Annotated in this window: 26 protein-coding genes and 2 tRNA genes; 9 read left to right on the forward strand and 19 right to left on the reverse strand. The window is 52.9% G+C overall.

The genetic code is table 11. The features are described 5' to 3' along the window. The first annotated feature begins 193 nt into the window (after positions 1–193). Positions 194–1804, forward strand: a complete 1611-nt coding sequence (locus ACUN8H_RS17720; protein ID WP_445533423.1) for a ribonuclease J — start codon at positions 194–196, stop codon at positions 1802–1804. 39 nt (positions 1805–1843) lie between these two features. On the opposite strand, the gene moaE is transcribed toward ACUN8H_RS17720, so the two are convergent. The 10 genes from moaE to ACUN8H_RS17770 form a co-directional block, all read right to left on the reverse strand. Further along, on the reverse strand, positions 1844–2299 hold the full coding sequence (moaE, locus tag ACUN8H_RS17725; protein ID WP_445533368.1) for a molybdopterin synthase catalytic subunit MoaE: 456 nt from the start codon (positions 2297–2299) through the stop codon (positions 1844–1846). A gap of 2 nt (positions 2300–2301) precedes the next feature. Then, entirely contained in the window at positions 2302–3099 is a 798-nt protein-coding gene (moaC, locus tag ACUN8H_RS17730; RefSeq protein ID WP_445533369.1) for a cyclic pyranopterin monophosphate synthase MoaC, read from the reverse strand. A 62-nt stretch (positions 3100–3161) separates the two neighbouring features. After that, positions 3162–3725, reverse strand: a complete 564-nt coding sequence (gene mobB / locus ACUN8H_RS17735; RefSeq protein WP_445533370.1) for a molybdopterin-guanine dinucleotide biosynthesis protein B — start codon at positions 3723–3725, stop codon at positions 3162–3164. 58 nt (positions 3726–3783) lie between these two features. After that, the gene (locus ACUN8H_RS17740) at positions 3784–5016 is read right to left on the reverse strand and encodes a uracil-xanthine permease family protein (protein WP_445533371.1); all 1233 of its coding nucleotides are present in this window, start codon (positions 5014–5016) and stop codon (positions 3784–3786) included. Positions 5017–5103: 87 nt separating this feature from the next. Next, a complete protein-coding gene (gene upp, locus ACUN8H_RS17745) occupies positions 5104–5733 on the reverse strand; it encodes a uracil phosphoribosyltransferase (protein WP_290694909.1) in 630 nt (209 codons plus the stop codon). 94 nt (positions 5734–5827) lie between these two features. Continuing rightward, a complete protein-coding gene (ung, locus tag ACUN8H_RS17750) occupies positions 5828–6511 on the reverse strand; it encodes a uracil-DNA glycosylase (RefSeq protein WP_445533372.1) in 684 nt (227 codons plus the stop codon). A 2-nt stretch (positions 6512–6513) separates the two neighbouring features. Then, on the reverse strand, positions 6514–6993 hold the full coding sequence (gpt, locus tag ACUN8H_RS17755; RefSeq protein WP_008956229.1) for a xanthine phosphoribosyltransferase: 480 nt from the start codon (positions 6991–6993) through the stop codon (positions 6514–6516). A gap of 5 nt (positions 6994–6998) precedes the next feature. Beyond that, positions 6999–7544 carry an adenine phosphoribosyltransferase gene (locus ACUN8H_RS17760; protein WP_290694915.1) on the reverse strand — a complete coding sequence of 182 codons (546 nt, stop codon included), beginning with the start codon at positions 7542–7544 and terminating at the stop codon, positions 6999–7001. Positions 7545–7594: 50 nt separating this feature from the next. Next, positions 7595–8893, reverse strand: a complete 1299-nt coding sequence (locus ACUN8H_RS17765; RefSeq protein WP_445533373.1) for an NCS2 family permease — start codon at positions 8891–8893, stop codon at positions 7595–7597. A 219-nt stretch (positions 8894–9112) separates the two neighbouring features. Then, entirely contained in the window at positions 9113–9739 is a 627-nt protein-coding gene (locus tag ACUN8H_RS17770) for a riboflavin synthase subunit alpha (protein ID WP_445533424.1), read from the reverse strand. Positions 9740–10308: 569 nt separating this feature from the next. Here ACUN8H_RS17770 and ACUN8H_RS17775 point away from each other — a divergent pair. The 4 genes from ACUN8H_RS17775 to ACUN8H_RS17790 all read left to right on the forward strand — a co-directional run bounded on the left by ACUN8H_RS17775 (position 10309) and on the right by ACUN8H_RS17790 (position 13476). Beyond that, positions 10309–11367, forward strand: a complete 1059-nt coding sequence (locus ACUN8H_RS17775) for a methionine ABC transporter ATP-binding protein (RefSeq protein ID WP_445533374.1) — start codon at positions 10309–10311, stop codon at positions 11365–11367. Next, positions 11348–12001, forward strand: coding sequence for a methionine ABC transporter permease (locus ACUN8H_RS17780; RefSeq protein WP_445533375.1), 654 nt, complete (start codon positions 11348–11350; stop codon positions 11999–12001). The genes ACUN8H_RS17775 and ACUN8H_RS17780 overlap by 20 nt, the downstream gene beginning before the upstream one ends. 103 nt (positions 12002–12104) lie before the next feature. Beyond that, on the forward strand, positions 12105–12896 hold the full coding sequence (locus ACUN8H_RS17785) for a MetQ/NlpA family ABC transporter substrate-binding protein (protein WP_445533376.1): 792 nt from the start codon (positions 12105–12107) through the stop codon (positions 12894–12896). 100 nt (positions 12897–12996) lie between these two features. Beyond that, on the forward strand, positions 12997–13476 hold the full coding sequence (locus ACUN8H_RS17790; protein ID WP_445533377.1) for a GAF domain-containing protein: 480 nt from the start codon (positions 12997–12999) through the stop codon (positions 13474–13476). 92 nt (positions 13477–13568) lie between these two features. Here the strand turns inward: ACUN8H_RS17790 and ACUN8H_RS17795 are convergent. Then, positions 13569–13645 (reverse strand) — tRNA-Val (locus tag ACUN8H_RS17795). Between the two features lie 22 nt (positions 13646–13667). Then, positions 13668–13744 (reverse strand) — tRNA-Val (locus ACUN8H_RS17800). A 261-nt stretch (positions 13745–14005) separates the two neighbouring features. On the opposite strand from ACUN8H_RS17800, the gene ACUN8H_RS17805 reads away from it, so the two are divergent. After that, positions 14006–15076, forward strand: coding sequence for an endonuclease/exonuclease/phosphatase family protein (locus ACUN8H_RS17805; RefSeq protein ID WP_445533378.1), 1071 nt, complete (start codon positions 14006–14008; stop codon positions 15074–15076). Between the two features lie 36 nt (positions 15077–15112). Here ACUN8H_RS17805 and ACUN8H_RS17810 read toward each other — a convergent pair whose 3' ends face one another. After that, positions 15113–16489: a class II fumarate hydratase gene (locus ACUN8H_RS17810; protein ID WP_445533379.1), complete on the reverse strand. Its 1377-nt coding sequence runs from the start codon at positions 16487–16489 to the stop codon at positions 15113–15115. A gap of 350 nt (positions 16490–16839) precedes the next feature. On the opposite strand from ACUN8H_RS17810, the gene ACUN8H_RS17815 reads away from it, so the two are divergent. Next, positions 16840–17214 carry a phasin family protein gene (locus tag ACUN8H_RS17815; RefSeq protein ID WP_298966950.1) on the forward strand — a complete coding sequence of 125 codons (375 nt, stop codon included), beginning with the start codon at positions 16840–16842 and terminating at the stop codon, positions 17212–17214. Between the two features lie 117 nt (positions 17215–17331). Here the strand turns inward: ACUN8H_RS17815 and hda are convergent, their stop codons facing one another. Next, positions 17332–18039: a DnaA regulatory inactivator Hda gene (hda, locus tag ACUN8H_RS17820; protein ID WP_445533380.1), complete on the reverse strand. Its 708-nt coding sequence runs from the start codon at positions 18037–18039 to the stop codon at positions 17332–17334. After that, on the reverse strand, positions 18036–19181 hold the full coding sequence (locus tag ACUN8H_RS17825; protein ID WP_445533381.1) for an AI-2E family transporter: 1146 nt from the start codon (positions 19179–19181) through the stop codon (positions 18036–18038). The genes hda and ACUN8H_RS17825 overlap by 4 nt, the downstream gene beginning before the upstream one ends. Positions 19182–19408: 227 nt before the next feature. On the opposite strand from ACUN8H_RS17825, the gene purM reads away from it, so the two are divergent. Both purM and purN read left to right on the forward strand, forming a co-directional pair. Beyond that, complete coding sequence (purM, locus tag ACUN8H_RS17830) at positions 19409–20476, forward strand: phosphoribosylformylglycinamidine cyclo-ligase (protein WP_445533382.1); 1068 nt, start codon at positions 19409–19411, stop codon at positions 20474–20476. Next, positions 20473–21228, forward strand: a complete 756-nt coding sequence (purN, locus tag ACUN8H_RS17835; RefSeq protein ID WP_445533383.1) for a phosphoribosylglycinamide formyltransferase — start codon at positions 20473–20475, stop codon at positions 21226–21228. Before purM ends, purN begins: the two co-directional genes overlap by 4 nt. A gap of 93 nt (positions 21229–21321) precedes the next feature. On the opposite strand, the gene dcd is transcribed toward purN, so the two are convergent. From dcd to cobA, 4 genes are all read right to left on the reverse strand, one after another. Beyond that, positions 21322–21888 (reverse strand): dCTP deaminase, encoded by a 567-nt coding sequence (gene dcd / locus ACUN8H_RS17840; protein WP_008956214.1) that lies wholly within the window; start codon positions 21886–21888, stop codon positions 21322–21324. An 11-nt stretch (positions 21889–21899) separates the two neighbouring features. After that, positions 21900–22700 carry an iron-sulfur cluster carrier protein ApbC gene (gene apbC / locus ACUN8H_RS17845; protein ID WP_445533384.1) on the reverse strand — a complete coding sequence of 267 codons (801 nt, stop codon included), beginning with the start codon at positions 22698–22700 and terminating at the stop codon, positions 21900–21902. 179 nt (positions 22701–22879) lie between these two features. Further along, entirely contained in the window at positions 22880–24076 is a 1197-nt protein-coding gene (locus ACUN8H_RS17850) for a kinesin (protein WP_445533385.1), read from the reverse strand. Between the two features lie 187 nt (positions 24077–24263). Then, positions 24264–25085 (reverse strand): uroporphyrinogen-III C-methyltransferase, encoded by an 822-nt coding sequence (gene cobA / locus ACUN8H_RS17855; RefSeq protein ID WP_445533386.1) that lies wholly within the window; start codon positions 25083–25085, stop codon positions 24264–24266. Positions 25086–25300 lie beyond the last annotated feature (215 nt).

Here is a 25300-nt window from a genome sequence, read left to right on the forward strand (position 1 = left end):
ACAACCAATGGCTTGGTCTGCATAGTGTATCGGAAGGACACGGATCATTGTTAGCTGACCCCGCCTTACCGTATAGTTAAGTCACTACTTTTTAGGCTTTTCATAACTGATGCACTCTACACGCGTTCAAATTCGTCCCCGTCGCCGTCCACCGCTGCGCATGTTGCCGCTGGGGGGATGCGGTGAGATTGGCATGAATCTAACGCTCTATGGCTATGACGATCATTGGATTGCCGTCGATTGCGGCATGATGATTCGACAGGATCTTCCTAACTCACCGCTGCAGGTGCCTAACCTCGATACTCCGAAGGCACTCGGCATCGTGCCGAAAGCACTCTTTATTACCCACGGACATGAAGATCACATTGGCGCCGTCGCATGGCTGTGGCCGATGTGGAACTGCCCTATTTATGCCACCCCATTAGCGGCGGGACTGTTACGACTCAAATTCGCTGAACATCAACTGAGCAGTGCGGCGATCCACGTCATCGAACCAGGCGAAGCGCTTGAAAGCGGGCCGTTTACGCTGCGCTATCTGCCGCTGACGCATTCGATACCCGAAAGCTGCGCCATTCTCTTGATGGCCGGCGGCTATCGTGTGTTGCATACCGGTGACTGGAAACTCGATCCTGAACCACTGATTGGTACACCGGTAAGCCCGGCGCAGTTTAGAGCGCTTGCACCGGTCGATTTAGTGGTGGGCGATTCCACCAACGCGCCTATGCCAGGCCATTCCGGCAGTGAAGGCGATGTGGCGAAAGCGCTGATAAAAACGCTTAGCCAATGCCAGGGCCGTGTGGTTGTTTCCTGCTTTGCCAGCAACCTTGCGCGAGTATTGGCGATTGGGCGCGCCGCGCATCAGTGTGGCCGACGCATCAGCTTGATGGGCCGTTCAATGGAGCGAATGGTGAGCGTTGCGCGTGGGCTTGGCTATATGGATGACTTACCGCCACTGGTACCCAATCATGACCTAGGCTATTTGCCTCCGGATGAAGTGATGATCATCGCGACTGGCAGCCAAGGAGAGCCCCGTGCCGCGCTACAGCGCCTTGCACAAGGCCGGCACCCCTTCGTGGATTTGCAGCCAGGCGATAACGTTATCTTTTCAGCCAAAGCCATTCCGGGCAACGAGCGCCCTATTGAACAGCTTAAAAAGCGTTTTACACAGCTGGGCGTGCGGGTTTACGACGAAAACAACCACCCCGAACTGCATGCTACAGGTCATCCTGCGCAGGATGAGTTGGTGAAACTCTATCAATGGGTCAAACCCGCGCACTTGATTCCCGTGCATGGCGAAGCAAGGCATCAGCAGGCACATCAGGCCATTGCCAGCCAATTAGGGATTAGTGCGCCCCTCACGCCCGTTAACGGCGATTTAATTAGTTTCGATAACCAAGGACTGCGCTGCGAGGCACGCTACCCTCAGCCCCCCTGCATCGTCAGCCAAAACAGCGTGGTGCCTCATCCAGGGTTAGAAGTCAAAGATGCCAGCACGGCACGCCGCGGTAGTTTATATCTAGCCCTGCCGGTGACCGCGACCGATACCGGGTGGGCGCGCATTGGCCGATTAATGTTGGATGCCACAGGCGCAAGCCCGCTGGATGAGGATAGCTTTAGCGATTGGCTGGATGAGCAGCTCGCAGAGATTGCGGCTGAGACGCTTGCAGATCTTCGCCACGCCCTGCAGCCGCGCCTGGTACATTGGCTGGCAGAGCATATGCAGCATCTGCCTGATGTACACCTGCAAATTATGGCCGCCGAAATGCCCGAGGCCATCACCCTAGACAATACCGCCCACCGCTAGGGCGGCTGCCTTATTGCGAAGACGTAGAGACGCTGGATCTCAATTCCAGCGCGCTGCGTCCTGCTGGTCGGAGTGACGCTCTTTGACCCAATACTCGCCGTGTGTAGAGTGCTCTTTCTTCCAGAATGGCGCCTGAGTCTTTAAAAAGTCCATAATAAAATCACACGCCTCGAACGCCTCTCGGCGATGGGCGCTGGCCACCAGCACGCGAACGATGGGGTCGCCTGGCGCCAAGTAACCCACACGATGAATGATCCGCACTGCCTGTAGCGACCAGCGCCGCCAGGCCTGCTCACCGATTGCCGTTAGGGAGCGCTCGGTCATCCCCGGATAATGCTCAAGTGTTAACCCGGTGACATCGGGCGTTTCATTGAAATCACGCACCAGCCCGGTAAAACTCACCACCGCGCCAATATCGCTACGCCCGTTTAATACCTCGCTATAGCCATAGTCCATTGAAAAAGGCGCTGCTTGAACCGCCACGTTAATGTCCAACGTTAACCCCCTGTTACGGGTGGAAAGAAAGCCACTTCGTCATCATCGGTTACTAATGTGTCGTCGTTTGCCATCACTTGATTGATCGCACATAACGTACGCTGGTCGGCAAGTAGTTTAAACCGGCCATCGCGCTCGGCAAGCGCCGCTTTTAACCCGCCAATATCACGGCTGGCAAGCTGATCCAGCCCGACCGTTGCCTCGCTTTCGCCTACCCGCTCACGCAGTTCGGCCAGAAATTTCACCCGCACGCAGGGTGAAGGGCAACGCTCTCCCAGGCTGACTTCTCCTGATATGCCATCGCCGGTCACGATAGGCGACTGCCTGTTCTGACGCTGATAATCCCCCCGTTGACCGCCCTGCTTGCTGTCGAGCTGAATCGCTTCGATACACATGCCTTTATCGACCGCCTTGCACATATCGTAAAGGGTCAAGCAGGCGACTGAAACGGCCGTCAGCGCCTCCATCTCGACACCTGTGCGGCCATTTAAACGACATAGCGACGTCACATGGACACAGCACTCCATCATGTCGATCTCGAACTCAACCGATACTTTTGATAACGCCAGTGCATGGCAGAGTGGAATGAGCTCATGGGTGCGTTTTGCCGCCTGGATGCCCGCAATCCGGGCGGTAGCCAGAACATCACCTTTGGGCAAACCACCTTCGCTGAGCAGCGTCAACGTTTCAGGCAGCATCACAATGCGCCCCGAGGCGACGGCTTCGCGACGTGTTTCCTGCTTATCGCCGACATCGACCATGTTGGCTTCGCCCCGAGTGTTGAGGTGGGTTAGATGCATGTTGGTCACCTTTCCTTATTTGAAGCCACAGTTTGTGAAGGCATGTTTTGTGAAGATACGGTTTATAAAGAGATAGCATTTGGCGCGATGGTGGTTTTTTTAGCGTTTACCCAGGCCACTATCCAGCGCGAAATCGCTTCGCTGTCATCGAGATCTAACTGGTCCACGTTGCCAAGCTCGATAGGCGAAGGGCCGCTCAGCGCGACCGCTTCGACCCAAGGGCCGGTTAAAATGGCCGAATCGCCCACCCCTTCGCGATAAAGCACCAGCTTAGGGAACGGCCAAGCTTTGAAGCCTTCGACAATGACCAAATCCGGATGGTGCGGCATCATCATGGTTAAAAGCTCGGCTAAATCAGGCTCTTGCTGGTCAGGCGTCTCTTGCATTAGCGCAAAACGTTGACGGGAAGCGACTAAAACAGGGGCCGCCCCCGCCGTGCGCAACTTATAACTATCCTTGCCAGGCTGGTCGACGTCGAACGCGTGGTGTGCGTGCTTGATGACCGCCACTTGCAAGCCATGTTCCGCTAATTGGGGCAGCAGCTTTTCTAACAGCGTCGTTTTGCCGGTACCGCTCCAGGCAGCAATCCCCAACACGGGAAAGGAAGCCGTTAGTTCGTTTTCCATACTGGCAACACTCCTACTTACCATTTCCAATGGCGCACACTGTCTGATACGAAAGACGTTACTCTCCCTCTTGCTCGCGGGGTAGTAACCAGTTCAACGCAATGCCTACCAATGCGGCTAAGCTAACGCCTTGCAGCGTAAATTGACCACCCCCAAACTGCATACCGCCAATACCAAATACCAGTATGAGCGAGACCACGACTAAATTGCGAGGCGCGGTCAACGATTGTCCTGCGCGTACTAGCGTATTCATACCGACCACCGCAATAGAGCCAAACAGTAATGTCATGATGCCGCCCATCACCGGGCCGGGGATGGTCTGCAGCAACGCCCCAAGCTTGGATACGAAGGCCAGCACAATGGCAAGAATGGCAGCCACGATCATGTAGGTGGGGTTAAACGCGCGAGTCAGCGTGACGGCGCCGGTCACTTCCGAGTAGGTAGTGTTTGGCGGCCCACCAAATAGCGCCGCCACGCTGGTCGCCAAGCCATCGCCTAGCAGCGTGCGATGTAAGCCAGGCTTCTCCAGGTAGTTCTTACGTGTCACCGAACCGATGGCCACCATATCTCCAATATGTTCCACCGCCGGTGCGATAGCGACCGGAATCATAAACAGGATAGCGGCCCAATGAAAACTGGGCGTGGTAAAACTGGGCACCGAGAGCCAGGCTGCTTCGCGTACCGGCGTAAAATCCACCAGGCCCATTAATAGCGCCAAACTGTAACCGGTGACGATACCGCCCATAATAGGCACTAGGCGAAGCAAGCCACGCCCAAACACAGCCAGCACTAGCGTTACCAGCAAACTGGCCATGGAAAGAAAAATGGCCGGGCCATAGCCGATATTGTCACTGGTTTCACCGGTCGCCATACTGACCGCCACTGGCGCCAGGGCCAAACCAATGACCATGATCACCGGTCCGACCACGACGGCCGGGAGCAAACGGTGCAGCCAAGCAGTACCTTTCAATCGCACCGCTTGGGAAATTGCCACGTACACAAGCCCAGACGCCATCAACCCCCCCATGGTAGCCGACACACCAAAGCTTGCGACCGACCCCTGAATAGGCGCAATAAAGGCAAACGACGAGGCCAAAAATACCGGCACACTCCGCTTGGTCACGGCATGAAATATCAACGTGCCAGCCCCGGCAGTAAACAGCGCGACACTCGGGTCAAGCCCTGTCAAAAGCGGTACTAATACCAAGGCACCAAAAGCGACGAAGAGCATTTGTGCACCGGTTAACACGACTTTAGGCCACGACTCGGCCTGGCTGACAGCATCACGCATTAGAAATTTCCCCGTATTTATTAGAGAGTGGTTGGACAAAAAAATGCCCCCAACGCAAAGCGTAAGGGGCAATATTGTGCAGAGTGCCTAGCGCGTTCCGAAAATCTTATCGCCAGCGTCACCTAAGCCGGGGACGATATAGCCATTTTCATCGAGCCGGTCATCGACAGAGGCGGTGTAAATTTCGATGTCGGGATAGGCGTCTTGCACCCGTTTAATCCCTTCAGGGGCAGCCACGAGCACAATCACTTTCATATGTTCACAGCCACGCTCACGAAGCATGTCCAACGTCGCCACCATCGAGCCGCCCGTGGCTAGCATTGGGTCAATGACGATGGCCATCCGCTCTTCAATGTCATTGGCGAATTTGGCGAAATACGGTACTGGCTGCAGCGTCTTTTCATCGCGATAAAGACCGACCACACTGACGCGAGCACTGGGGATCAAGTCGGTTACCCCTTCTAACATGCCCAGGCCTGCACGCAGAATCGGTACAACGGTCACTTTTTTACCCTTGAGCCGACGTGTCGCAATCGGCTCGCCGTTCCATCCCTGAATTTCGTGATCTTCTAGCTCAAGACCTTTGGTTGCTTCGTAGGTCAATAGCTTAGCTACCTCTCCTGCCAGCTCACGAAAGCTCTTGGTGCTCAGATCGACTTCGCGCATCAGTCCCAGCTTATGTTGAACAAGCGGATGGTTAATGGCGTAAACACTCATGGGACTTCCTCACTGCGGGGGGATTCAAAATGGCAACCTGGATGTATCGCTAGGCGCAAAATTGCGCACATTCTACCCGCAACCGCTTATGAGGTTAAGGGGTTTCCGGTAATTGCCACTCAATGGGTGTTCGCCCCTGCGATGCTAAAAACTGATTCGCTTGGGAAAAATGGCGAGTACCAAAAAATCCCCGGTGTGCGGAGAGCGGTGAAGGGTGCGGGGCTTCCAGCACTAAGTGGCGCTGCTGGTCGATCAATGCCTTCTTCTGACGTGCATGGCTTCCCCATAAAAGAAACACGCTGGGTGACGCATGCTGGCTAATGGTTGCAATGGCACGATCAGTGAACGCCTCCCACCCTTTACCGCGATGAGAACCGGCGTTGCCCTGCTCTACGGTTAGCGAGGTGTTTAACATCAACACCCCCTGCTTTGCCCAGCTTTCCAAATAGCCATGCTTAACCGGTTTGAAACCTACATCGCTAGCCAGCTCTTTATACATATTGGCCAGCGACGGCGGTATTGGCACACCGGGCTGTACAGAAAAGGCCAGGCCATGTGCCTGGTTGGGACCGTGATACGGGTCTTGCCCCAAGATGACGACTTTCACTTCGTTGAGAGGCGTTAACTCAAAGGCGCGAAACCAGTGCGTTGAGTGGGGGTAAATGACTTTTTTAGCCGCCTTCTGCTGGGCCAAAAATTCCTTTAGCGCCAGCATGTAGTCAGCGTTAAATTCATCGCCCAGCCACTGACTCCAATCATTAGGAAGTGGGTTAACCATCATTACCTCTTCATTTGATCGACGAGTGGCTCAACGTAGGCAACGCCCATATCCCAAGGGAATTGAATCCAGCACTGCTGTGCTACTTCCGTTAGGTATTGATCAACCAACGGACGGCCATCCGGCTTGGCGTAGATCGTGACAAAGTGGGCTTTAGGCAACATTTTGCGCACCGCGCGCGCGGTTTTGCCGGTATCTACCAAGTCATCGACTAACAGCCAGCCGTCACCGTCATGATCGACACCTTTCATTATATCCAGGCCGCCTTGATCCATATGATCGTAGCTTTTGATACACACCGTATCAATCAAGCGGATATTAAGCTCGCGCGCTATGAGCGCGGCGGGGATTAAACCGCCGCGGGTAATCGCCACGATACCTTTAAAATCCCGCTCGATCATCTGGTGGCAAAGCGTGCGCACATCACGGTGAAGTTGATCCCAGGAGACAGTAAAGTGCTGGTGATAACGGTCGCTGCTCATGGGGATTACTCGTCTTCGTTGAATGAACAAACAGCGAATACGCTGTAACCCGCATCGCGGATTTTTTGTGACCCGCCCAGTTCAGGAAGATCGATAATCGTGGCCGTCTCCACTACCTGCCCGCCGCTGCGCTGGATAAGGTTAGCCGCTGCCAGCATGGTGCCGCCGGTGGCGATCAAATCATCCATCAGTAGGATACGGTCATCCTTCTGGAAAGCATCCGAGTGCAGTTCAACCTCCGAATGCCCGTACTCCAATGTATAAGTCTCGCTAATGGTTTTAAACGGCAGCTTGCCTTTCTTGCGCACCGGCACAAAGCTACACCCTAATTCGTAGGCCAGCGGTGCGCCAATAATGAAACCCCGGGCATCGATAGCCGCGATAGCATCCAGGTTCATTTCCTGATAGCGGTGCACAAAGCTATCGATTAGCTTGCGAAAGGCAGCGCTATTTTGCAGTAAAGGGGTGATATCACGAAAATTCACGCCTTTCTCGGGCCAGTCAGGAACCGTGCGAATAACGGACTTAATGTAGTCGCCGTAAATGCTCATCGCGTCTCTCATTGAGTAGTAAAAATAAATAGTAAATGCGCAAAGGCCGCTCAAACCAGGAAGAGGTACCTTGCCGCAAATAGTAGCGCCAAAATAATCACGGCCGGATTCAGGTCGCTAAATCTTCCCGATAGCGTTTTGATCGCTACATAGCTAATGAAACCGAGCGCAATCCCTTCGGCTATCGAAAACGTCAGCGGCATCGCCAGCGCAGCAATAAGCACCGGCGCAGCATCGGTAGGATCTTCCCAATTGGCATGCGCCAGGCTACCCGCCATTAAAACCGCCACATAAAGCAGCGCGCCTGCGGTCGCGTAGGCCGGAATCGAGCCTGCCAGCGGTGCAAAAAACAAGCTGACCAGGAAAAGGATACCCACGACCACAGCCGTTAAGCCGGTACGCCCGCCCGATGCAATGCCTGCGGTTGATTCAATATAGCTAGTGGTCGTGGAAGTACCCAAGGCGGCGCCCGCCATCGACGCGGTGCTGTCCGCCATCATGGCGCGGCCAAGGCGCGGAAGCTTGCCATCTTTATCCAGCAACTTGCCTCGGTGAGCAACGCCCACTAGTGTGCCTGAGGTATCAAACAGATCCACGAACAAGAACGCAAAAATGACGCTGAGCATCGCAACATCTAAAGCGCCCATTAAATCCATGGCCATAAACGTAGGCGCAATCGACGGTGGCATCGACATCAAACCGCCATACTCATTATGACCCAGTACCATGGCAATTACCGTCACGCCCAAGATACCGATCATCACCGCACCGGTAACGCGCAAGTAAGAAAGCGCGGTAATCACGAAAAAGCCCAACAGCGCATAGATGGCTGGCGGTTGAGAAAGATCACCGAGTGAAACGTAGGTAGCGGGATTAGCGACCACGATACCGGCGTTTTTCAACGCGATCATTGCCAAGAAAAGGCCGATACCGGCAGCGATTCCTAGCCGCAGCGTCATGGGGATAGAGTTAATAATCCACTCGCGAATTCTAAAGATACTCAGCAAGAAGAACGTTAGCCCCGAGAAGAACACAGCCCCTAATGCGGCTTCCCATGTGTACCCCATTCCCAAAACAACGCCGTAAGTGAAGAAGGCATTCAAGCCCATACCGGGCGCCTGAGCAATCGGGTAGTTGGCCCATAAACCCATCACGAAACAGCCGATCGCAGCGGCGACACAAGTCGCCACAAATACCGCGCCGTAATCCATGCCCGCTTCAGACAAGATGCTCGGATTAACAAAAATAATGTAGGCCATCGTCAGGAAGGTGGTAATCCCGGCGATCACTTCTGTTTTTACATTGGTTTTCTGCTCGGTGAGCTTGAAGTAGTTATCCAGACGTTTCATGAATTTTATTATCCTTAGCGATAACGGCGCACGAGTATGCGTTCTGGTGCTGAGAAAAGCCGCACATAGTACCGAAACGCTCATCGTGATGCGAGCGCCTCAGCTTGGCGACCAAGGGAAACGGAATCCGTCCCGTCGCTGAATACCAAGCAATCTTTAGGCCAGAAACTAACCGATCGGTCAACTCAGCAGACGATGACGCTAACGGTTATCTTTAAACTACCCCCGCTTTTGCGAAAGCACGCGCTCCACTGTCTCAACGATCACCTGGGTTTGCGGATCGATTTCAATGTTCACGTAGTCTCCCGGTGCACGGTCTTGGAGCGTGGTACGTGACAGCGTCTCAGGGATTAAATTGACACTAAACTCAATGCCGCCGCTATCCGCTTGTCGCACATCTCCAATGGTCAAGCTAATACCATCCACACCGATATAGCCTTTTTCGAATACGAATCGACCTAATCGTTCTGGCAGAGAAAACCACAATCGACGGTTGTTAGGCGCTTCTTCGATGGCCACGACTTCTGCCATGGAAATGATGTGCCCAGACATGGAGTGCCCGCCAATCTCATCACCAAAGCGCGCCGCACGCTCTATATTGACGCATTGCCCTGGCATGATTGCACCAAGATTAGTCAATCTTAGCGTTTCACGCATCAAGTCAAAACTAACGCTATCCCCCTCAATAGCCGTGACCGTCAAGCAGACGCCGTTATGGGCAACAGAAGCCCCCAACGCAAGCCCCTCACGCATCTCGCGCGGCATTTCAACCACATGCACCCGAAAATCATCCAGCTCACGCACTGCGACGACTTTAGCAACCCCTTGCACAATGCCAGTAAACATTTGGCTCATTCTCCTCATTGATAAAAGCTAAGTGCGTCAAACGTAGTTCAATAACATTGCTCTTCGATCGGTACAAACCTATCCCCTGACGCTCGATGTGCGCACTCTCATCGGTGGGGACATCGCTTATAGTCACCCGCCACAAAAGCGTTGTCTGTCTATTCTACGTGACTGGTAAATACTAGGTCTCAGTCAACATGGCTTTTATAGCGTCGATGGCGCTTTTGCAGGCGCCGATTAGAACTAAACACCCAAAAAATCATAAATAGTAGAAAATAAGTCTATCTTAGCCACTTAAACCATGAAATCAGACCCTTATAATTGACAAAACAGCGCTGTGTCTCTAAGCTTCTGCCGCAAATTTAATGACGCCGATTTGTACCCAGATTGCGGGCGTCCACCGAGTCATCGACCCGGCGAAGTACAGCTAAAAGGGTGTGTCCAGCGTTGATGGCCGCCCATTAGGGTGGCCTTTTTTATTTCTCATTCGATGCTGGCCCACCCTATACTGACCCGCCCAATGCTTGCACCCCGCACGCCGTCTTCGGCCTACCGTTAAGGCAGACGCTATGATTGAACTTAACAACGTCAGTAAAACCTACTACACGAACGCCAAGGGCAGCGGCTCGAATGCCATTCATGCACTTAGAGAAGCCAATCTCATCGTTCCCAAAGGGACGATTCATGGCGTCATTGGCTTGTCTGGTGCAGGCAAATCGACCCTTATTCGCTGCGTCAATCTCCTAGAGCGCCCCACCAGCGGCAGCGTTATAGTAGATGGACAAGAGATGACCCGGCTAAACAATGCCGCGCTAAACCGGGCACGCCACCGCATCGGCATGATTTTTCAGCACTTCAATTTGCTGACCACGCGGACGGTATTCGATAACGTTGCCCTACCGCTTGAACTCATGGGGCAAAAACGCCACACCGTTCGCGATCGCGTCATTCCTTTATTGGAAATGGTCGGCTTGGCAGACAAAGCCAATCAGTACCCTGCCCAGCTATCAGGGGGTCAAAAACAGCGTGTCGCCATTGCACGGGCGCTGGCAAGCAAGCCGCAGGTGCTGCTGTGCGATGAGGCAACCTCGGCATTAGATCCACAAACCACCAGCTCGATACTTGAGCTGCTGCGCGACATCAATTATCAACTGGGGATCACGATTCTGCTGATCACCCACGAAATGGAAGTGGTGAAGTCGATTTGCCATCGGGTCAGCCTGATCTCGGACGGCGAGCTGGTAGAGGACTCAGAAGTCGGCGACTTTTTCACCGCCCCCCGCACTCAGCTAGGTCGTGAGTTTCTAAATGACTTCCTTCAGCTCACACCCCCCAAAGAACTTATTGAAAGACTCGTGGATGCGCCGGGCGAAAACACCCATCCGGTCGTTCGGCTGACGTTTTCCGGTGACGCGGTCTCCACCCCGCTGATTTCTCGTCTCGCTCGGGAGTGCGGTGTCGATGTCAGCATCCTGCAAGCCAAGGTAGAGTCGATTCAGGAACGCACCCTGGGTCTGATGATCGCTGAACTGCTGGGCACCCCAGCGCAAACCCAGCAAGCCATGACCTATCTTGAATCTCATCAACTACAGGTAGAGGTACTCGGCCATGTCCAGCGCAATGATTGATCTTATTTTACAGGCCACGCTGGACACCCTTTACATGGTGGCCGTTTCCGGGCTTATCTCCACCCTCATTGGTTTACCGCTAGGCGTGATGCTGTACGTCACCCGCCCACGGCAAATACTGGCGAAGCCGGTGCTCAATCAGGCACTGAGCATCATCACCAATGTAGGTCGCTCGATTCCGTTTATTATTTTAATGGTCGCAATCATTCCCTTTACGCGCATGTTAGTGGGCACCTCGATTGGCATTAACGCCGCCTCGGTGCCACTTACCATTGCAGCCATTCCGTTTGTTGCTCGGCTAGTGGAAGGCGCGCTCAACGAAATTTCCCCAGGGTTAGTCGAAGCGGCGCAGGCCATGGGCGCAACGCCTTGGCAGATTATTTGCAAAGTGCTAATTCCCGAAGCTCGCGGCGGGATAATGACAGGCTTGACGATTACGGCTGTCACCCTGGTGAGCTACTCCGCCATGGCAGGCGCTGTTGGCGGCGGCGGACTCGGTGACCTGGGCATCCGTTATGGCTATAACCGCTTTAATCCCACCATCATGTTGATTACGGTGGTGATTCTGGTCGTGATGGTGCAGGTCTTTCAAAGCTTGGGGGACTACCTAGTACGCAAAAGTGACCGTAAATAAAAGCACCACAGCGAAACCATCAGTTATAACCAAAACGCATTAGACAACGAATTCTTATTGCCTCATCATTGCACCACTCTGTACCACGTCATTGGAGAGACACATGCAAAAATTGATTATCGGTAGCCTTACCGCTCTAGCCCTGGCCGTTAACGTCGCGAATGCTGAAACGCGTAGCATTAAGATGGGCACGGTTGCCGGCCCCGAAACAGAAGTAATGGAAGTGGCGGCGCGTATTGCCAAAGAAGAGTACGACCTGGATGTTGAAATCATCGAGTTCACCGATTACGTCACACCCAATGCCGCACTGGCTGACGGCAGCCTGGACGCCAACGCTTACCAGCACGAACCTTACTTACAGTCGATGGTAGAAGACCGCGGCTATGACCTAGCGATTGCCGGTTATACGTTCGTGTACCCGATCGGCGCTTATTCAGAAAAATACGACAGCATTGAAGACCTGCCCAACGGCGCGCAAATTGCGTTACCCAACGACCCTTCCAATGAAGGCCGTGCGCTGATCCTAATGCATAATGAAGGCTTAATAACGCTTAACGATCCAGAATTCCTCGAATCGACACCGATCGATATCGCGGAAAACCCCCATGACTTCCGCTTCCGCGAAATCGAGGCCGCCCAGCTTCCACGCGTTTTGCCTGATGTGGACATGGCTTTCATCAACAACACCTTCGCCCAGCCAGCCGGCTTGAGCTTGGATGATGCCTTGATCAAAGAAGGCCCAGAGTCGCCTTACGTCAATTTGATCGCTGTGCGCGGCGGTGACGAAGAGCGTGAAGAGATTCGCCAACTGGTCGACGCTTATCAGCGCGACGAAGTGATCGAAAAAGCGGAAGAGCTCTTCAAAGGCGCGGCAGTACCCGGCTGGATTGAATAAAACGTCAACGCCATCATCGATAGATAGCAACAGGCCGGCACGCACGGGTAATTCCCCTGCAACAGTGCCGGCCTGTTGCGTAAGCACCAAGAGAGATCTCATGCCAAACAGCGTCGACTACCCACTCCTGAATCGTCAGCTCGAAGCACTGCTCGACACACGGGACTGGCTCACCAACAGCGCCCAAACGTGCGCATTTATCAATCAGCAGATCAGTGATCTTAACTGGGTCGGCTTTTATGTTCAGCGCCAGCCCAGCGTTTTGGGTCTGGGCCCTTTCCAGGGACAGCCAGCCTGCCACCCGATTCCCTTTAGTAAGGGCGTTTGCGGCGCAGCTGCCCGCCAGCAAGCCACTCAACGAGTCGACGACGTACATGCCGTTGCCGACCACATCGCTTGCGATGCTAACTCACGCTCTGAACTGGTGGTTCCTATCGTGGCAAATGGCCACCTGTGGGGTGTCCTTGATCTCGATAGCCCGCTCAACGCTCGCTTTACTTCCCAAGATCAAGCAGGCATTGAAGCGCTAGTCGCCACATTTATACGCCAAACCGAGCTGCCCGATTTAACGACGCCCTAATTTAACGATTCGCTACCGCTTAAGGCCCATACAAATAAGGCCCATACAAAAACACCCCAAGCCGAGAGCGTTGGGGTATTTTTGAGGATAACTGGTAGGACCAGGCGGATTTGAACCGCCGACCTCCACGATGTCAACGTGGCGCTCTAACCAACTGAGCTATGGTCCTGAAAATAGGTGCTGGTAACGACTGGTAGGACCAGGCGGATTTGAACCGCCGACCTCCACGATGTCAACGTGGCGCTCTAACCAACTGAGCTATGGTCCTATTACATCAGCTTGCTATCACTTAACGTCACTAAAGCTTGCAGCTAAGCAATGACAGGGATTGACGCCCGCCAAGCAACGGATGCATATAATACGCTTTCATGGCTGAATTGCAAGCTATTTTCCCCTCACCAGCAACGCCGCTTCTCGCCTATCGGCCGGTTAAAAAGCCGCCATTTAGAGCGCATTTCTATCTTTATAATCTTTATAGCGCTAGGCTGGGTACCTTAATAAGGTTGACATTTATTAAGGGTGATAAACCATGCTGGGTATTTTGCTAGGATGCATAGCCATCGTGTTATTGATAGCGACGCTGATTGCGCGCATTGAATTGCACTGGTGGTGGGTTCGCAGTTTTGAGTTTCCACGCCTGCAGATCGCTTGCTTGGCGCTAACAACGGGGCTTTTAGCAGCCCTGTTTGGCGGAACGGGCCCCTGGCAGTGGTTAGCGCTAATCGCTTCAGGTATCACTTTTCTGGTACAAACTTTTTACATCATGCCGTTTACTCGCCTATGGCCGATACAGGTTAAAACGGCTAAGAGCAATGATGATGATAAAACCATTACCTTGCTGATCGCTAATGTGCTAACGCCTAACCGGCAAGCTCAACCGCTAATCGACATGATCAAAGAGCATCAGCCTGACGTAATACTCACCCTTGAATCCGATCAGTGGTGGCAAGACCAGCTAGATCCAGCGCTAGCAGAGCAGTGGCCGAACAGCGTTAAGATCCCCCTAGACAACCTATATGGCATGCATCTCTATTCCCATCTTGAGCTTACCGATACATCCGTCAAATGGTTGATTCAGGACGATATACCCTCTATTCACACCAGAGTGACACTGCCTAACGGCGACTCTATTCGCCTCTTTGCTCTCCACCCTCGCCCACCGGCGCCCAGCGAGAGTGAAAAATCGCTTTGGCGTGATGCCGAGCTGCTGCTGGTGGGAAAAAAGATACACGAAGACCCACAGCCAACCTTGGTCGCTGGCGACCTGAATGACGTGGCGTGGTCTCGCACTACCCGCTTGTTCTGCCGCATTGGCGGTATGCTTGACCCACGTCGGGGACGTGGGCTGTTCAGCACCTTTCACGCTAAGTACCCAATGTTGCGCTGGCCTCTGGATCACATTTTCGTGACCGAACACTTCACGCTGGTCGGTATGAAACGGCTTGATTACTTCGGCTCCGACCATTTCCCGATTTTAGCAACGTTTTGCTATCGCCCCTCGCGTAAGGACGAAGCCGAAACGCCAGAGGCAAGCGCTGAAGAGCGAAGTGAAGCAAACGACACTATTCAAGAAGGCAAAACGGAAGAACAAGAGACCTAAGCTTCTGTTAGCTACACCCATCGAAATAGCGCCGTGTTACTCAGGGATGCCTCCCTGGGTTAACACCGCTGGATCCAGCAGGCGCTCCAAGGTTTCACGATCCAGGTCGGTTCTTTCTTCGGCAACATCAATAATCGCCCTGCCCGCTTGATAAGCCTCTTTAGCAATCGCTGCAGCCGCGTTATATCCAATCACCCCGTTTAAAGCCGTTACCAGAATAGGGTTTTTCGCCAGCGGCCCTGTCAAGTTATCCTCTCGAACTTTGAAGGTCGCAATCGCCCTATCGGCCAGCAGTCTGGCGGTATTGCTCATTAAGCTGATGGACGTAAGCAAATTAGACGCCACCAGCGGCAGCATGACATTCAACTGAAAATTGCCGCTTTGCCCAGCAACCGTGATCGCCGTATCCAGGCCAATGACTTGGGCGGCCGCTTGCGCCGCTGATTCAGGGATTACAGGATTCACCTTACCCGGCATAATGGAACTACCCGGCTGCAATGCCTCAAGTTCGATTTCTCCCAGCCCTGCCAATGGGCCGGAATTCATCCAGCGCAGGTCATTAGCGATCTTCATAATGACACAGGCCAACCCCTTCAACTGCCCGGAAAGCTCGACCGCCGCGTCTTGTGACGAGAGGCTGGCGAAAAAGCTGTCATTGGGCGTGAACATTAATCCGGTCTGTTCGCTAAGCTCTTGAGCAACCTGCTCAGCAAAGCCGGTAGGCGCGTTGATACCGGTGCCTACGGCAGTTCCGCCCTGTGCCAGGCGGCACAGCCGCTTCATTGCACTGTCGAAACGCTCAATGGCTTGATTGATCTGGCTCGACCAAGCGCCAAGTTCTTGATCCATGCGCAGCGGCATCGCATCCATCAAATGGGTACGACCGGTTTTTACTACGTGAGTGAGTTCGCTAGCACGCAGATCAATCGTGTCGCGCAGATGAATCAGCGCGGGACGCAGCGATTCATGTACGGCAATGGCCGACGAAAGATGGATCGCCGTTGGAATCACGTCGTTACTCGACTGCCCCATATTAACGTGATCGTTAGGCGTTACCTCGACTCCTTCACGACTTGCCAATGTTGCCAGCACCTCGTTGACGTTCATATTGGTGGACGTACCGGAGCCGGTTTGAAAAACATCGATGGGAAACTGATGGTCGTGTTTGCCAGCTAGCACTTCACGAGCCGCTTTTTGAATCGCTTCGCCGCGTTCCCTATCAAGCCCTCCCAGCGTTTGGTTCGCCCGAGCCGCCGCCAATTTGATGCGGGCGACTGCATAAATAAACGCCGTCGGCATAGGACTATGAGAGACGGGGAAGTTATTGATTGCACGCTGGGTCTGCGCACCGTAAAGGGCGTCATCAGGCACTTCTAGCTCGCCCATGCTATCGCGCTCCATCCGTGTTGCCATTGCTATTACTCCCATCGATGTCTGTGTAAGGCTGCTTTATCCGAGCAAAAGCAGTTAGATCATTGGCTATGGTTCACGCCGTTAACTTCAAGCTAGCTGGTTAGCACGCAAGGGTAAATATGCGAGTGCTTCCGTTGCGATTTTCGTCGTTCAACACTCATCCAGGTAACGCGAAAAACAAGCAAAGAAAAAGCCAAATGTTGCACTGCACAAATAGGCTTGCTATGCTGCACCGCAAGATAGCTCGAAAGCAGTATTGCTTATTGAGCTAGCCATTCTAGCCAATGAAGTAGCAGCGCCAACCTCTGGATAGCTACTTCTGGCGAGACTAAACCCTGGAGAGTATGACGATGCGTACATTCAATACTAATGAAATGACTCAGCAATTCGACAACATTTTTATGGCACCGGCGCGCGCCTACATGGCATTGAGCGTCGATTACACTGAAAAAATGGTCAATGCGCAGATGGATGCCAGCAAAGCCTATTTCGACACAGGCGTTGCCCAAATGCGTCAGATGATGGACGTCAAAGATGCCGAAGGGCTTCGTAGCTACATGGAAAGCCAGCAAAAAGTCGCTAAAGACCTAGCCGAGCGTGCAAAAGGTGATGCGGATAAGGTCGTATCTCTACAGCAAGACTTTATTCAAAAAAGCCAGAAAATTACCGAAGACAACGTCAAGCAGGCACAAACTGCTGCTAGCAAAATGACCAAAACTGCCTAAACCATCAAGGTTTACGTGAGCCGTATGCTCTGTCGAGCATGACGCTAAAAACGCCACCGTCGGCCCCGCCCGCGGTGGCGTTTTTGACTCTGGATCCTCTGTTTTTCATTGACTGTTTCACCAGTTAAGTGCCGATTTTACAAAGGGAATGGTTAGTTTTCGCTTGGCCGACAACGACGCCTTGTCCAGCGTTTCCACTGCACGGCAAAGCTCGCCCAATTCGCGCGGGCCACGGTGCAAAATATAGCGACCGACATCATCGGGCAGTTGCATACCTCTTACGCTCGCGCGTAGCTTTAAAGCCGCCAAACGCTCAGCATCGTCCTCTAACGGGTGTATGTGAAAGGTCACTCCCCAGGACAGTCGAGACGCCAAATCAGGTAGCACCACATTCAACTGGCGCGGAGAAGCGCTCGCCGCAATGACCAGTTTTTTACCGGCATCACGTAGTCGGTTAAACGCATGGAATAACGCCTCCTCCCAGCGTTTACGCCCAATGACACACTCCAAATCGTCAATGGCCACTAGGTCTAAACGCTCGATATCTTCGAGCATTAGCGGCGGGAAATGGCCTAAATCCTCCAACGGTAAATAAAGTGCACGCTTATCGGCATCTGAAGCGGCATGGCAGGCTGCCTGTAACAGGTGACTGCGGCCTACGCCAGGCGCGCCCCACAGATAAAGAAACGGCTCCCCTTGGGGCGTTAACTGCCGTGTAATATGCTCTAAAAGCGGCGCGTTTGAACGCGCCGAATAATAGTTATCGAAAGTAGCGTCGTCACGAAGCCCAATGCCAAGTGGAAGCTGTGCCGGTATTCGGCTCATGGTGACTCCCCAAAATCCTTACGACCATGCGCATCACGGCCTGGCTCTTCATGATAGGAGGAACTGACTTCAATGATCGCTGGCGGTTTGTCGGTGTTTTTATCGTCGTACAATTCGCTGTGCTGGTAACGCACCTTCACTTCTTTCAAGAGTACTAAGATAACCGCCGCGACGGGCAATGCTAATAGCACCCCAGTCAAACCAAAGAGATTACCTCCCGCCAGTACAGCGAAAATGACCGCCACTGGATGAAGACCAATCTTATCACCGAGCAACTTAGGTTGAAGGATTACACTCTCTGCCATTTGACCAATACCGAATACCAAAATGACCCCGAGCACTGCCCACCAAGTAGCGTATTGGAAAAGCGCAACAACCAGTGCAATCACTAAGCCGACGATAAAACCCAAGAACGGTACGATGCTTACTAATCCCGAAACAAAGCCAATGAGCAGACCAAAATTGAGCCCCATTAGCGTTAACCCCACCGCATAAATAACGCCTAAACAGAGCATAACAAGCAACTGACCACGCAAAAAAGATGAAAGCACTTCATCGCAGCGGCGTGCTAAACGAAAGCTGTCATCTGCCCACTGGCGAGGAATCAAATTAGCAATGTTATTGAGCAACCGGTCCCAGTCTAAAAGCAAATAAAAGGTGACGACGGGAATCAAGGCGACATAGGTAATCCAAGAAACAAAGGCCATGCCCGAACGGCCAATTTGGCCTAAGGCCTGAGCTAAATAACCACCGGCATCCCGCCAGTTTTCAGCCAGTGTTTCTCGCACGTTAGTTAGTTCTGCCGTTACATCGTAGCCGGTCCACTCTTGCACCTGCGGGGCAAGGATATTTTCTACCCAGATAAAGATACTGGGGATGGCCTCACCTAACTGTTTAAGCTGTTGGACGATGAGCGGAATCAAGATCAGCAAACTCACCACAAGCACGATCAGCAAGACCAGAAACACACTGCTTACTGCCAACGGCCGGTTCATGCCCCAGCGTTGGAAGTGGTTAGTTAATGGATCGGCTAAATAAGCGAGAATCATCCCTGCAATAAAGGGCATCAATACGGCATCTAACAAATAAATTAAACCACCGATCACCACTAAAAACAGAACACCCCACCAAGAATTGCGCATAGTTCCCTCTCAAACGCGGATCGAATCAAACCATATTCATTTAAACGCTACTATTTTTACTTACCTCTACTATGCCGCAAATTAGCAAAAGCCGCTCGGATGCTTTTCATCATGCGTGACGGCGGTGCGAGTCGGGCCTCTGAGTGTTACAATCCGCTCAAGTTAAGCCCAGCACTGGCCTTGTCGCCAGCACTACCAGCACCGCTAATTGCCTCACAGGATCTGTCATGACCGAGACCTCCTCCTCTTCGGCTACTCCTTCCCTCAGCTACAAGGACGCGGGCGTCGATATAGATGCCGGTAATGCCCTGGTTGACCGCATCAAACATGTTGCCAAACGCACCACTCGCCCAGAAGTAATGGGTGGGCTTGGCGGTTTTGGTGCACTGTGTGAAATTCCAGCGGGTTACCGCCAGCCCGTGCTCGTCTCTGGCACCGATGGCGTCGGCACCAAGTTGCGCCTAGCAATGGATCTGGGCAAACACGACACGATTGGAATCGATTTAGTCGCAATGTGTGTCAATGACTTGATAGTGGCCGGCGCCGAGCCGTTACTGTTTCTTGACTACTATGCCACGGGTAAGCTCGATGTGGATATTGCCGCTGACGTTGTCACCGGCATTGGCGCTGGCTGCGAGCTAGCTGGCTGCGCCTTGGTGGGCGGTGAAACGGCTGAAATGCCGGGCATGTATGAAGGGAGCGATTACGACTTAGCGGGTTTTTGTGTCGGTGTCGTGGAAAAAGCAGACATACTGGATGGCAGTAACGTGGCCGAAGGCAATGTTATTTTAGGACTCGCCTCTTCAGGCCCTCACTCCAACGGCTATTCGCTGATTCGCAAAATACTCGAGGTCAGTAACGCATCGTTGACCACTGACGTGGACGGCCAGCCCCTGAGCGACGCACTGATGGCGCCCACCCGGATTTATGTCAAATCACTGCTCTCTTTGATGCGTGGTAGCGATATTCCTGTTCACGCTCTGTCCCACATTACTGGCGGCGGCTTGCTTGAAAACATCCCGCGCGTTCTGCCGGATGATCTTGCGGCGCATATCGATATTAATAGCTGGCAGCGTCCGGCCATCTTCGACTGGCTACAGGCCCAGGGTAATGTCAACGAAACCGAGATGCATCGAGTACTTAACTGCGGCATTGGCATGGTCGTTGTCGTACCTGAGCAACAGGCCGAGCAGGCTATCGCTCACCTGCAAGGCGAAGGCGAATCCGTTTATCGTCTTGGACAGATCGTCAAACGCCAAGGGGAAGCCGTCATTCTGGAGAATCTCTCGGCATGACCAATACGGACTACCAAAGCGATACCATTAAAGATATAACGCCAGACCCCCTTGGTGCTCGCCGCATCGTGGTGCTGGTGTCGGGTAGCGGCAGCAACCTCCAGGCATTGATAGATGCGCAGTCCCATGACCGCCTCGGCGGCGGGGAGATTGTTGCCGTTATTTCAAACGTGGCGGATGCTTACGGCTTAAAGCGTGCCCACGAAGCGGGCATTGAAGCGGTCGCCCTGCCCCACCGCGAATACGATAGCCGTGAAGCCTATGATGGCGCCTTGATCAAAGTGATCGAACGCCATGAACCCGACCTAATCGTGTTGGCAGGCTTCATGCGCATTCTGACTCCTCGCTTTGTTCAGCGTTTTTTGGGCCGTATGCTGAATATCCACCCCTCGCTACTCCCTGAGTACCAAGGATTGAATACGCATGCGCGCGCGCTGGCAGCGGGTGTTACCAGTCATGGCTGCAGCGTCCACTTTGTCACCGAAGAGCTAGATGGAGGCCCTGTCGTGCTGCAAGCGGAACTCCAGGTCAGCCCTGATGACACCGTGGAAACGCTGCAGGAAAAAGTGCGCTCCCGCGAGCATCTGATCTACCCGATTGCGGTGCAGTGGTTTTTGGAAGGCAGGCTGCAGTTCAGCACTGAAGGTGCCAAGATGGATGGTCATCTGCTACCCGAACACGGCATGCGGCTTTCTCACGCCGATGCTGCTGAAGAGCTGGACGAGGAGTTGGATGACGACCAGCAAGACTGAAAGCACATTGTAAATTGCACAACTTCTATTGGTGGAAACAAAAACGCCTGGCGGCTTTATCACCGTCAGGCATTTTTTTGCAGCACAGTGAAGCTAGGTCCGCGGCAAGGTAACGCCACGTTGCCCCATGTACTTTCCGCCGCGATCTTTGTACGAGGTTTCGCACACTTCGTCCGACTCTAAAAACAGCATTTGCGCGACGCCCTCATGGGCATAGATTTTCGCCGGCAAATTCGTCGTATTAGAGAATTCAAGTGTCACGTGACCTTCCCACTCGGGCTCCAGCGGGGTCACATTGACAATAATGCCGCAGCGGGCGTATGTGGATTTTCCCAAGCAAATAGTCAGCACATTACGTGGAATACGGAAGTATTCTACTGTACGTGCCAGTGCAAAGGAGTTGGGCGGAATAACGCACACATCGCCTTTAATATCGACGAAGCTTTTTGCATCAAATGCCTTCGGATCAACGATCGCAGAGTGAATATTGGTGAAGACTTTAAATTCATCTGAGCAGCGCACGTCATAACCATAGCTGGACGTGCCGTAGGAAATCACGCGCTGGTCATTGACATAGCGCACTTGCTCGGCTTCAAACGGCTCGATCATCGCGTCGCTCTTGGCCATGCGACGAATCCAATTATCAGATTTGATACTCATTTATGTCGTCTTCACTCACTGAAAGAAATAGTGGGGCTATCGCCTTGATTCGCGTTGACTGATTCAGCGACTTTTTTGGCGATACTGGCAAAGGTTTGGCTCACGCTTCCCTCCGGCTCAGACACAACACTGGGACGCCCTGAATCGGTCAGTTCGCGAATGGAGAGGGTCAAGGGAAGCCGTCCAAGTACTTGAGTATCGTACTCCTGTGCGATGTTATCGCCTCCACCCGTACCGAAAATAGCCGCCTCATGGCCGCAATTTTCGCAGTGGTAGAGGCTCATGTTCTCAACCACACCCAGTACCGGTACGTTAACCTTCCGAAACATTTCGATCCCTTTACGGGCATCTAACAAGGCAATATCTTGCGGGGTAGTCACAATCACCGCCCCTGCCACGGGTACTTTTTGGGCCAGCGTCAGCTGTATATCGCCCGTACCGGGAGGCATGTCGATCAGTAGAAAATCGAGATTGTCCCATTGGGTTTGCGTCAACATTTGCTGGAATGCACCCACTACCATTGGCCCGCGCCATACCATCGGCTCGCGGGTATTGACCATAAAGGCCATCGACATGGCCTGAATACCATGCGCTTCTAGCGGTAGGAATTTATCATTGGCCGCCGCCTGGGGACGCACGCCCTCTTTAACTCCTAACATCTGCGCTTGGCTCGGGCCGTAAATATCCGCGTCCAACACACCTACACGGTAACCTTCCTTCGCCAGGGCTAACGCCAAATTGACGGTAATCGTGGATTTACCCACGCCGCCTTTGCCCGATGCCACTGCAATAATATGTTTAACCCCATCCATTCAATGGCACTCCTCATTTAGGCTAATCGGTAACGTTGCGTGAATGATACTCCTCGGGGGCTCAATCATAAACCAACAAACAAAAAGCGGATGCCGGTTGCCCAACATCCGCTCTTGCTCTCTTCTTGTGATAGCTAAGCTATTACGGCAGCAGCTTCCAACCATTGCTTGCAAACATTTTAGCCAGCATTTTGCTGCGCTTCTTCACTGCCACCATCGCTATCGTTGGCGCTTTCATCAGCGGAGCTGCTCTGTGAAGAGCTCTCTTCAGAGGAGCTTTCTTCTGAAGAACTGCCTTCAGAGGCGCTACCTTCACTCTCTTGTGAGGATGAAGTCGCTTCAGCAGCGGACTCTTCTGCATCGGCCAAACGGCTATCTAACGTCGACAGCTCATTGCGCCATTCGCTTAACTGGCCCTCTAAACGCTCCAGTTGGCTCTCACGCTCTTCAATATCGCTTTCAACGCTCGACACTTCCTCGCGACCCATCTCCAAAGCGACCATGACATCATCAAGCTCAGTGCGCACATCGCTCAAGCTCTGTTCTTCCTCTTCACGAAGCGCCGTTAGCGAATCAACTTCGTTTTGCAGCTCATCGCGTTCGCTAGAGATGGAGTCACGCTCACTTTTTAGCTCATCAAGCTCGCTTTGGGCAGTTGATATTTCTTCTTCTAAACCACTTAGCTGTTCATTTGACTGGCTAATCTGCTCTTCTAGCCCGGACAGCTCCTCTTCCGTGTTGCCCAGCTCTTCAACCGCTTGCTGGCGCTGCTCCTCGGCTTCTTGACGAGCGGCTTCTGCTTCCTGACGGGCTTCTTCAGCGCTAGAACGCGCTTCTTCTACTTGCTGAAGGGTGCTTTCCGCCTCATCACGTGTGCTGGTGATCTCGTCGCGCTCTTCACGCAGTGCGCTCATCTCGCTCTCAGCGGTTGATACCTGATCGTTTAGGGAAGCAATCTCTTCCTCTAGCGAGCTTCGCTCTGCTTCAAGTTCTTCAAGGCGGGACTGAACGTTAGTGACATTCCCCTGGGCGCTTTCAAGCGAAGCACTCGCCTCTTCCTGCTGAGCTTCCAAAGAGGCCATTTCTTCTTGAAGCGCAGCTAAATTAGTTTCCGCCTCTTCAATTTCGGCAATACGCTGACTCATTTGACTATTATCTTGCTCAGCGCTGGCAAGCTGCTCTTCCAAGCGATCCACCTGTTCCTGACGAGACCCTGCGTTAGATTGCGCCATGATGGCCCAAATAACTGCAATCGCCGCGATACCGGCAATCGCCTTCACCCGGTTATCTTGAAAGAGGGTTTTCATGTCCGTTTTTTTGGCCAGCTCCGGCTTCTTGGCAGGTGTCGGGCTATCCGAATGATTTGTTTCTGTCATTATGCATTCCTCAATGGTCAAAACTAACGTTTGCCCAAGCTAACGGTCATCAGCCAACGATGAAATGCGCTAGCCGTGGATGAACTCCCTTTCAGCATACACAGCTCACTGTATCTAGCCAGTCTGTTAGTAAAATCGTATATAAATGTTGCTGTAATGTTACCAGCATCTTCTATTTTGAAATGCGCTAGCTCGAAGCTGGGTGCTTACCTTCGTGAAAACCCGATGCTTGTCCCTCATGTGCATCAAACCAGCGAAGCGTGGTGTGTAGCGACACCACACTCCCTACGATTAAAAGCGTAGGCGGTTTAATCTTCCCCGCCAAGAAAGCAGTTGGCAGCGCTGACAAACACCCCACATGGGTAAGCTGCTGGCGCGTCGTGCCCTGCTCAATCAAGGCAAGGGGCGTGTGTGGTGCTAAGCCGTGTTTTATCAACGCTTGGCTAATAACGTTGACGCTACCCAACCCCATATAAAAGACCAGCGTTTGCCCTGGCCGTGCCAGTGCATCCCAGTCAAGCTCGCACTCGCCTTGCTGTAAGTGGCCAGTCACGAAACGCACCGACTGCGCATGATCGCGATGCGTGAGCGGTATCCCCGCATAGGCCGCACACCCCGAAGCTGCCGTCACCCCGGGGATAACTTCCACGCTGATTTGCGCGGCCACCAACGCCTCCAGTTCTTCGCCTCCGCGCCCAAAAATAAACGGATCCCCACCTTTAAGTCTTACCACGCGCTTACCTTGCTGCGCCCATTGGACTAAGGCTTGGTTAATACCGTCTTGCGGTACGCTGTGCTGGGAGCGCGCCTTGCCAACGTAAAAACGCTGCGCACCATGGGGAATAAACGCCACAATTTCTTCGCTGACTAAACGGTCATACAAGACCACTTCTGCGGCCTGCAAACGCTTGTAAGCTTTGAGCGTTAATAACTCTGGATCGCCAGGGCCGGCTCCCATTAAACTAACTAGACCGTGTGGTGCAGACGTTAGCGCTTGTCCTGCTTCCAAGGAATCACCTCAGGAATAAAAAAAGTGTTTAATATTCGAAAAAGTAATTAATTTTATCATTAAATAGTGATGACGCTTTATTTGCTGGTTAAAAAATTAATCGCAAACATGTATAAAACGAATAACCTTATTCAAAATAAGTATGGATTTTAGCCAATTTGTCTGCAATGGCTTACATCCTGATTACGTAAATAGCGCTAATCTTCACGATCGAA

The sequence above is a fragment of the Vreelandella sp. V005 genome, from assembly GCF_052645115.1.

Coding starts and splice junctions, on each gene's coding strand:
- mobB (WP_445533370.1), bottom strand. CDS start 3,725: ATGGAAAACGAACTAACGGCTTCCTTTCCCGTGTTGGGGATTGCTGCC.
- apbC (WP_445533384.1), bottom strand. CDS start 22,700: ATGGATGGGGTTAAACATATTATTGCAGTGGCATCGGGCAAAGGCGGC.
- ACUN8H_RS17815 (WP_298966950.1), top strand. CDS start 16,840: ATGCGTACATTCAATACTAATGAAATGACTCAGCAATTCGACAACATT.
- ACUN8H_RS17810 (WP_445533379.1), bottom strand. CDS start 16,489: ATGGCAACACGGATGGAGCGCGATAGCATGGGCGAGCTAGAAGTGCCT.
- moaC (WP_445533369.1), bottom strand. CDS start 3,099: ATGCATCTAACCCACCTCAACACTCGGGGCGAAGCCAACATGGTCGAT.
- ACUN8H_RS17775 (WP_445533374.1), top strand. CDS start 10,309: ATGATTGAACTTAACAACGTCAGTAAAACCTACTACACGAACGCCAAG.
- upp (WP_290694909.1), bottom strand. CDS start 5,733: ATGAGTGTTTACGCCATTAACCATCCGCTTGTTCAACATAAGCTGGGA.
- ACUN8H_RS17770 (WP_445533424.1), bottom strand. CDS start 9,739: ATGTTTACTGGCATTGTGCAAGGGGTTGCTAAAGTCGTCGCAGTGCGT.
- ACUN8H_RS17785 (WP_445533376.1), top strand. CDS start 12,105: ATGCAAAAATTGATTATCGGTAGCCTTACCGCTCTAGCCCTGGCCGTT.
- ACUN8H_RS17805 (WP_445533378.1), top strand. CDS start 14,006: ATGCTGGGTATTTTGCTAGGATGCATAGCCATCGTGTTATTGATAGCG.
- gpt (WP_008956229.1), bottom strand. CDS start 6,993: ATGAGCAGCGACCGTTATCACCAGCACTTTACTGTCTCCTGGGATCAA.
- ACUN8H_RS17850 (WP_445533385.1), bottom strand. CDS start 24,076: ATGACAGAAACAAATCATTCGGATAGCCCGACACCTGCCAAGAAGCCG.
- purM (WP_445533382.1), top strand. CDS start 19,409: ATGACCGAGACCTCCTCCTCTTCGGCTACTCCTTCCCTCAGCTACAAG.
- ACUN8H_RS17790 (WP_445533377.1), top strand. CDS start 12,997: ATGCCAAACAGCGTCGACTACCCACTCCTGAATCGTCAGCTCGAAGCA.
- ACUN8H_RS17765 (WP_445533373.1), bottom strand. CDS start 8,893: ATGAAACGTCTGGATAACTACTTCAAGCTCACCGAGCAGAAAACCAAT.
- ACUN8H_RS17780 (WP_445533375.1), top strand. CDS start 11,348: ATGTCCAGCGCAATGATTGATCTTATTTTACAGGCCACGCTGGACACC.
- purN (WP_445533383.1), top strand. CDS start 20,473: ATGACCAATACGGACTACCAAAGCGATACCATTAAAGATATAACGCCA.
- ACUN8H_RS17740 (WP_445533371.1), bottom strand. CDS start 5,016: ATGCGTGATGCTGTCAGCCAGGCCGAGTCGTGGCCTAAAGTCGTGTTA.
- ung (WP_445533372.1), bottom strand. CDS start 6,511: ATGGTTAACCCACTTCCTAATGATTGGAGTCAGTGGCTGGGCGATGAA.
- ACUN8H_RS17760 (WP_290694915.1), bottom strand. CDS start 7,544: ATGAGCATTTACGGCGACTACATTAAGTCCGTTATTCGCACGGTTCCT.
- dcd (WP_008956214.1), bottom strand. CDS start 21,888: ATGAGTATCAAATCTGATAATTGGATTCGTCGCATGGCCAAGAGCGAC.
- ACUN8H_RS17825 (WP_445533381.1), bottom strand. CDS start 19,181: ATGCGCAATTCTTGGTGGGGTGTTCTGTTTTTAGTGGTGATCGGTGGT.
- ACUN8H_RS17720 (WP_445533423.1), top strand. CDS start 194: ATGAATCTAACGCTCTATGGCTATGACGATCATTGGATTGCCGTCGAT.
- hda (WP_445533380.1), bottom strand. CDS start 18,039: ATGAGCCGAATACCGGCACAGCTTCCACTTGGCATTGGGCTTCGTGAC.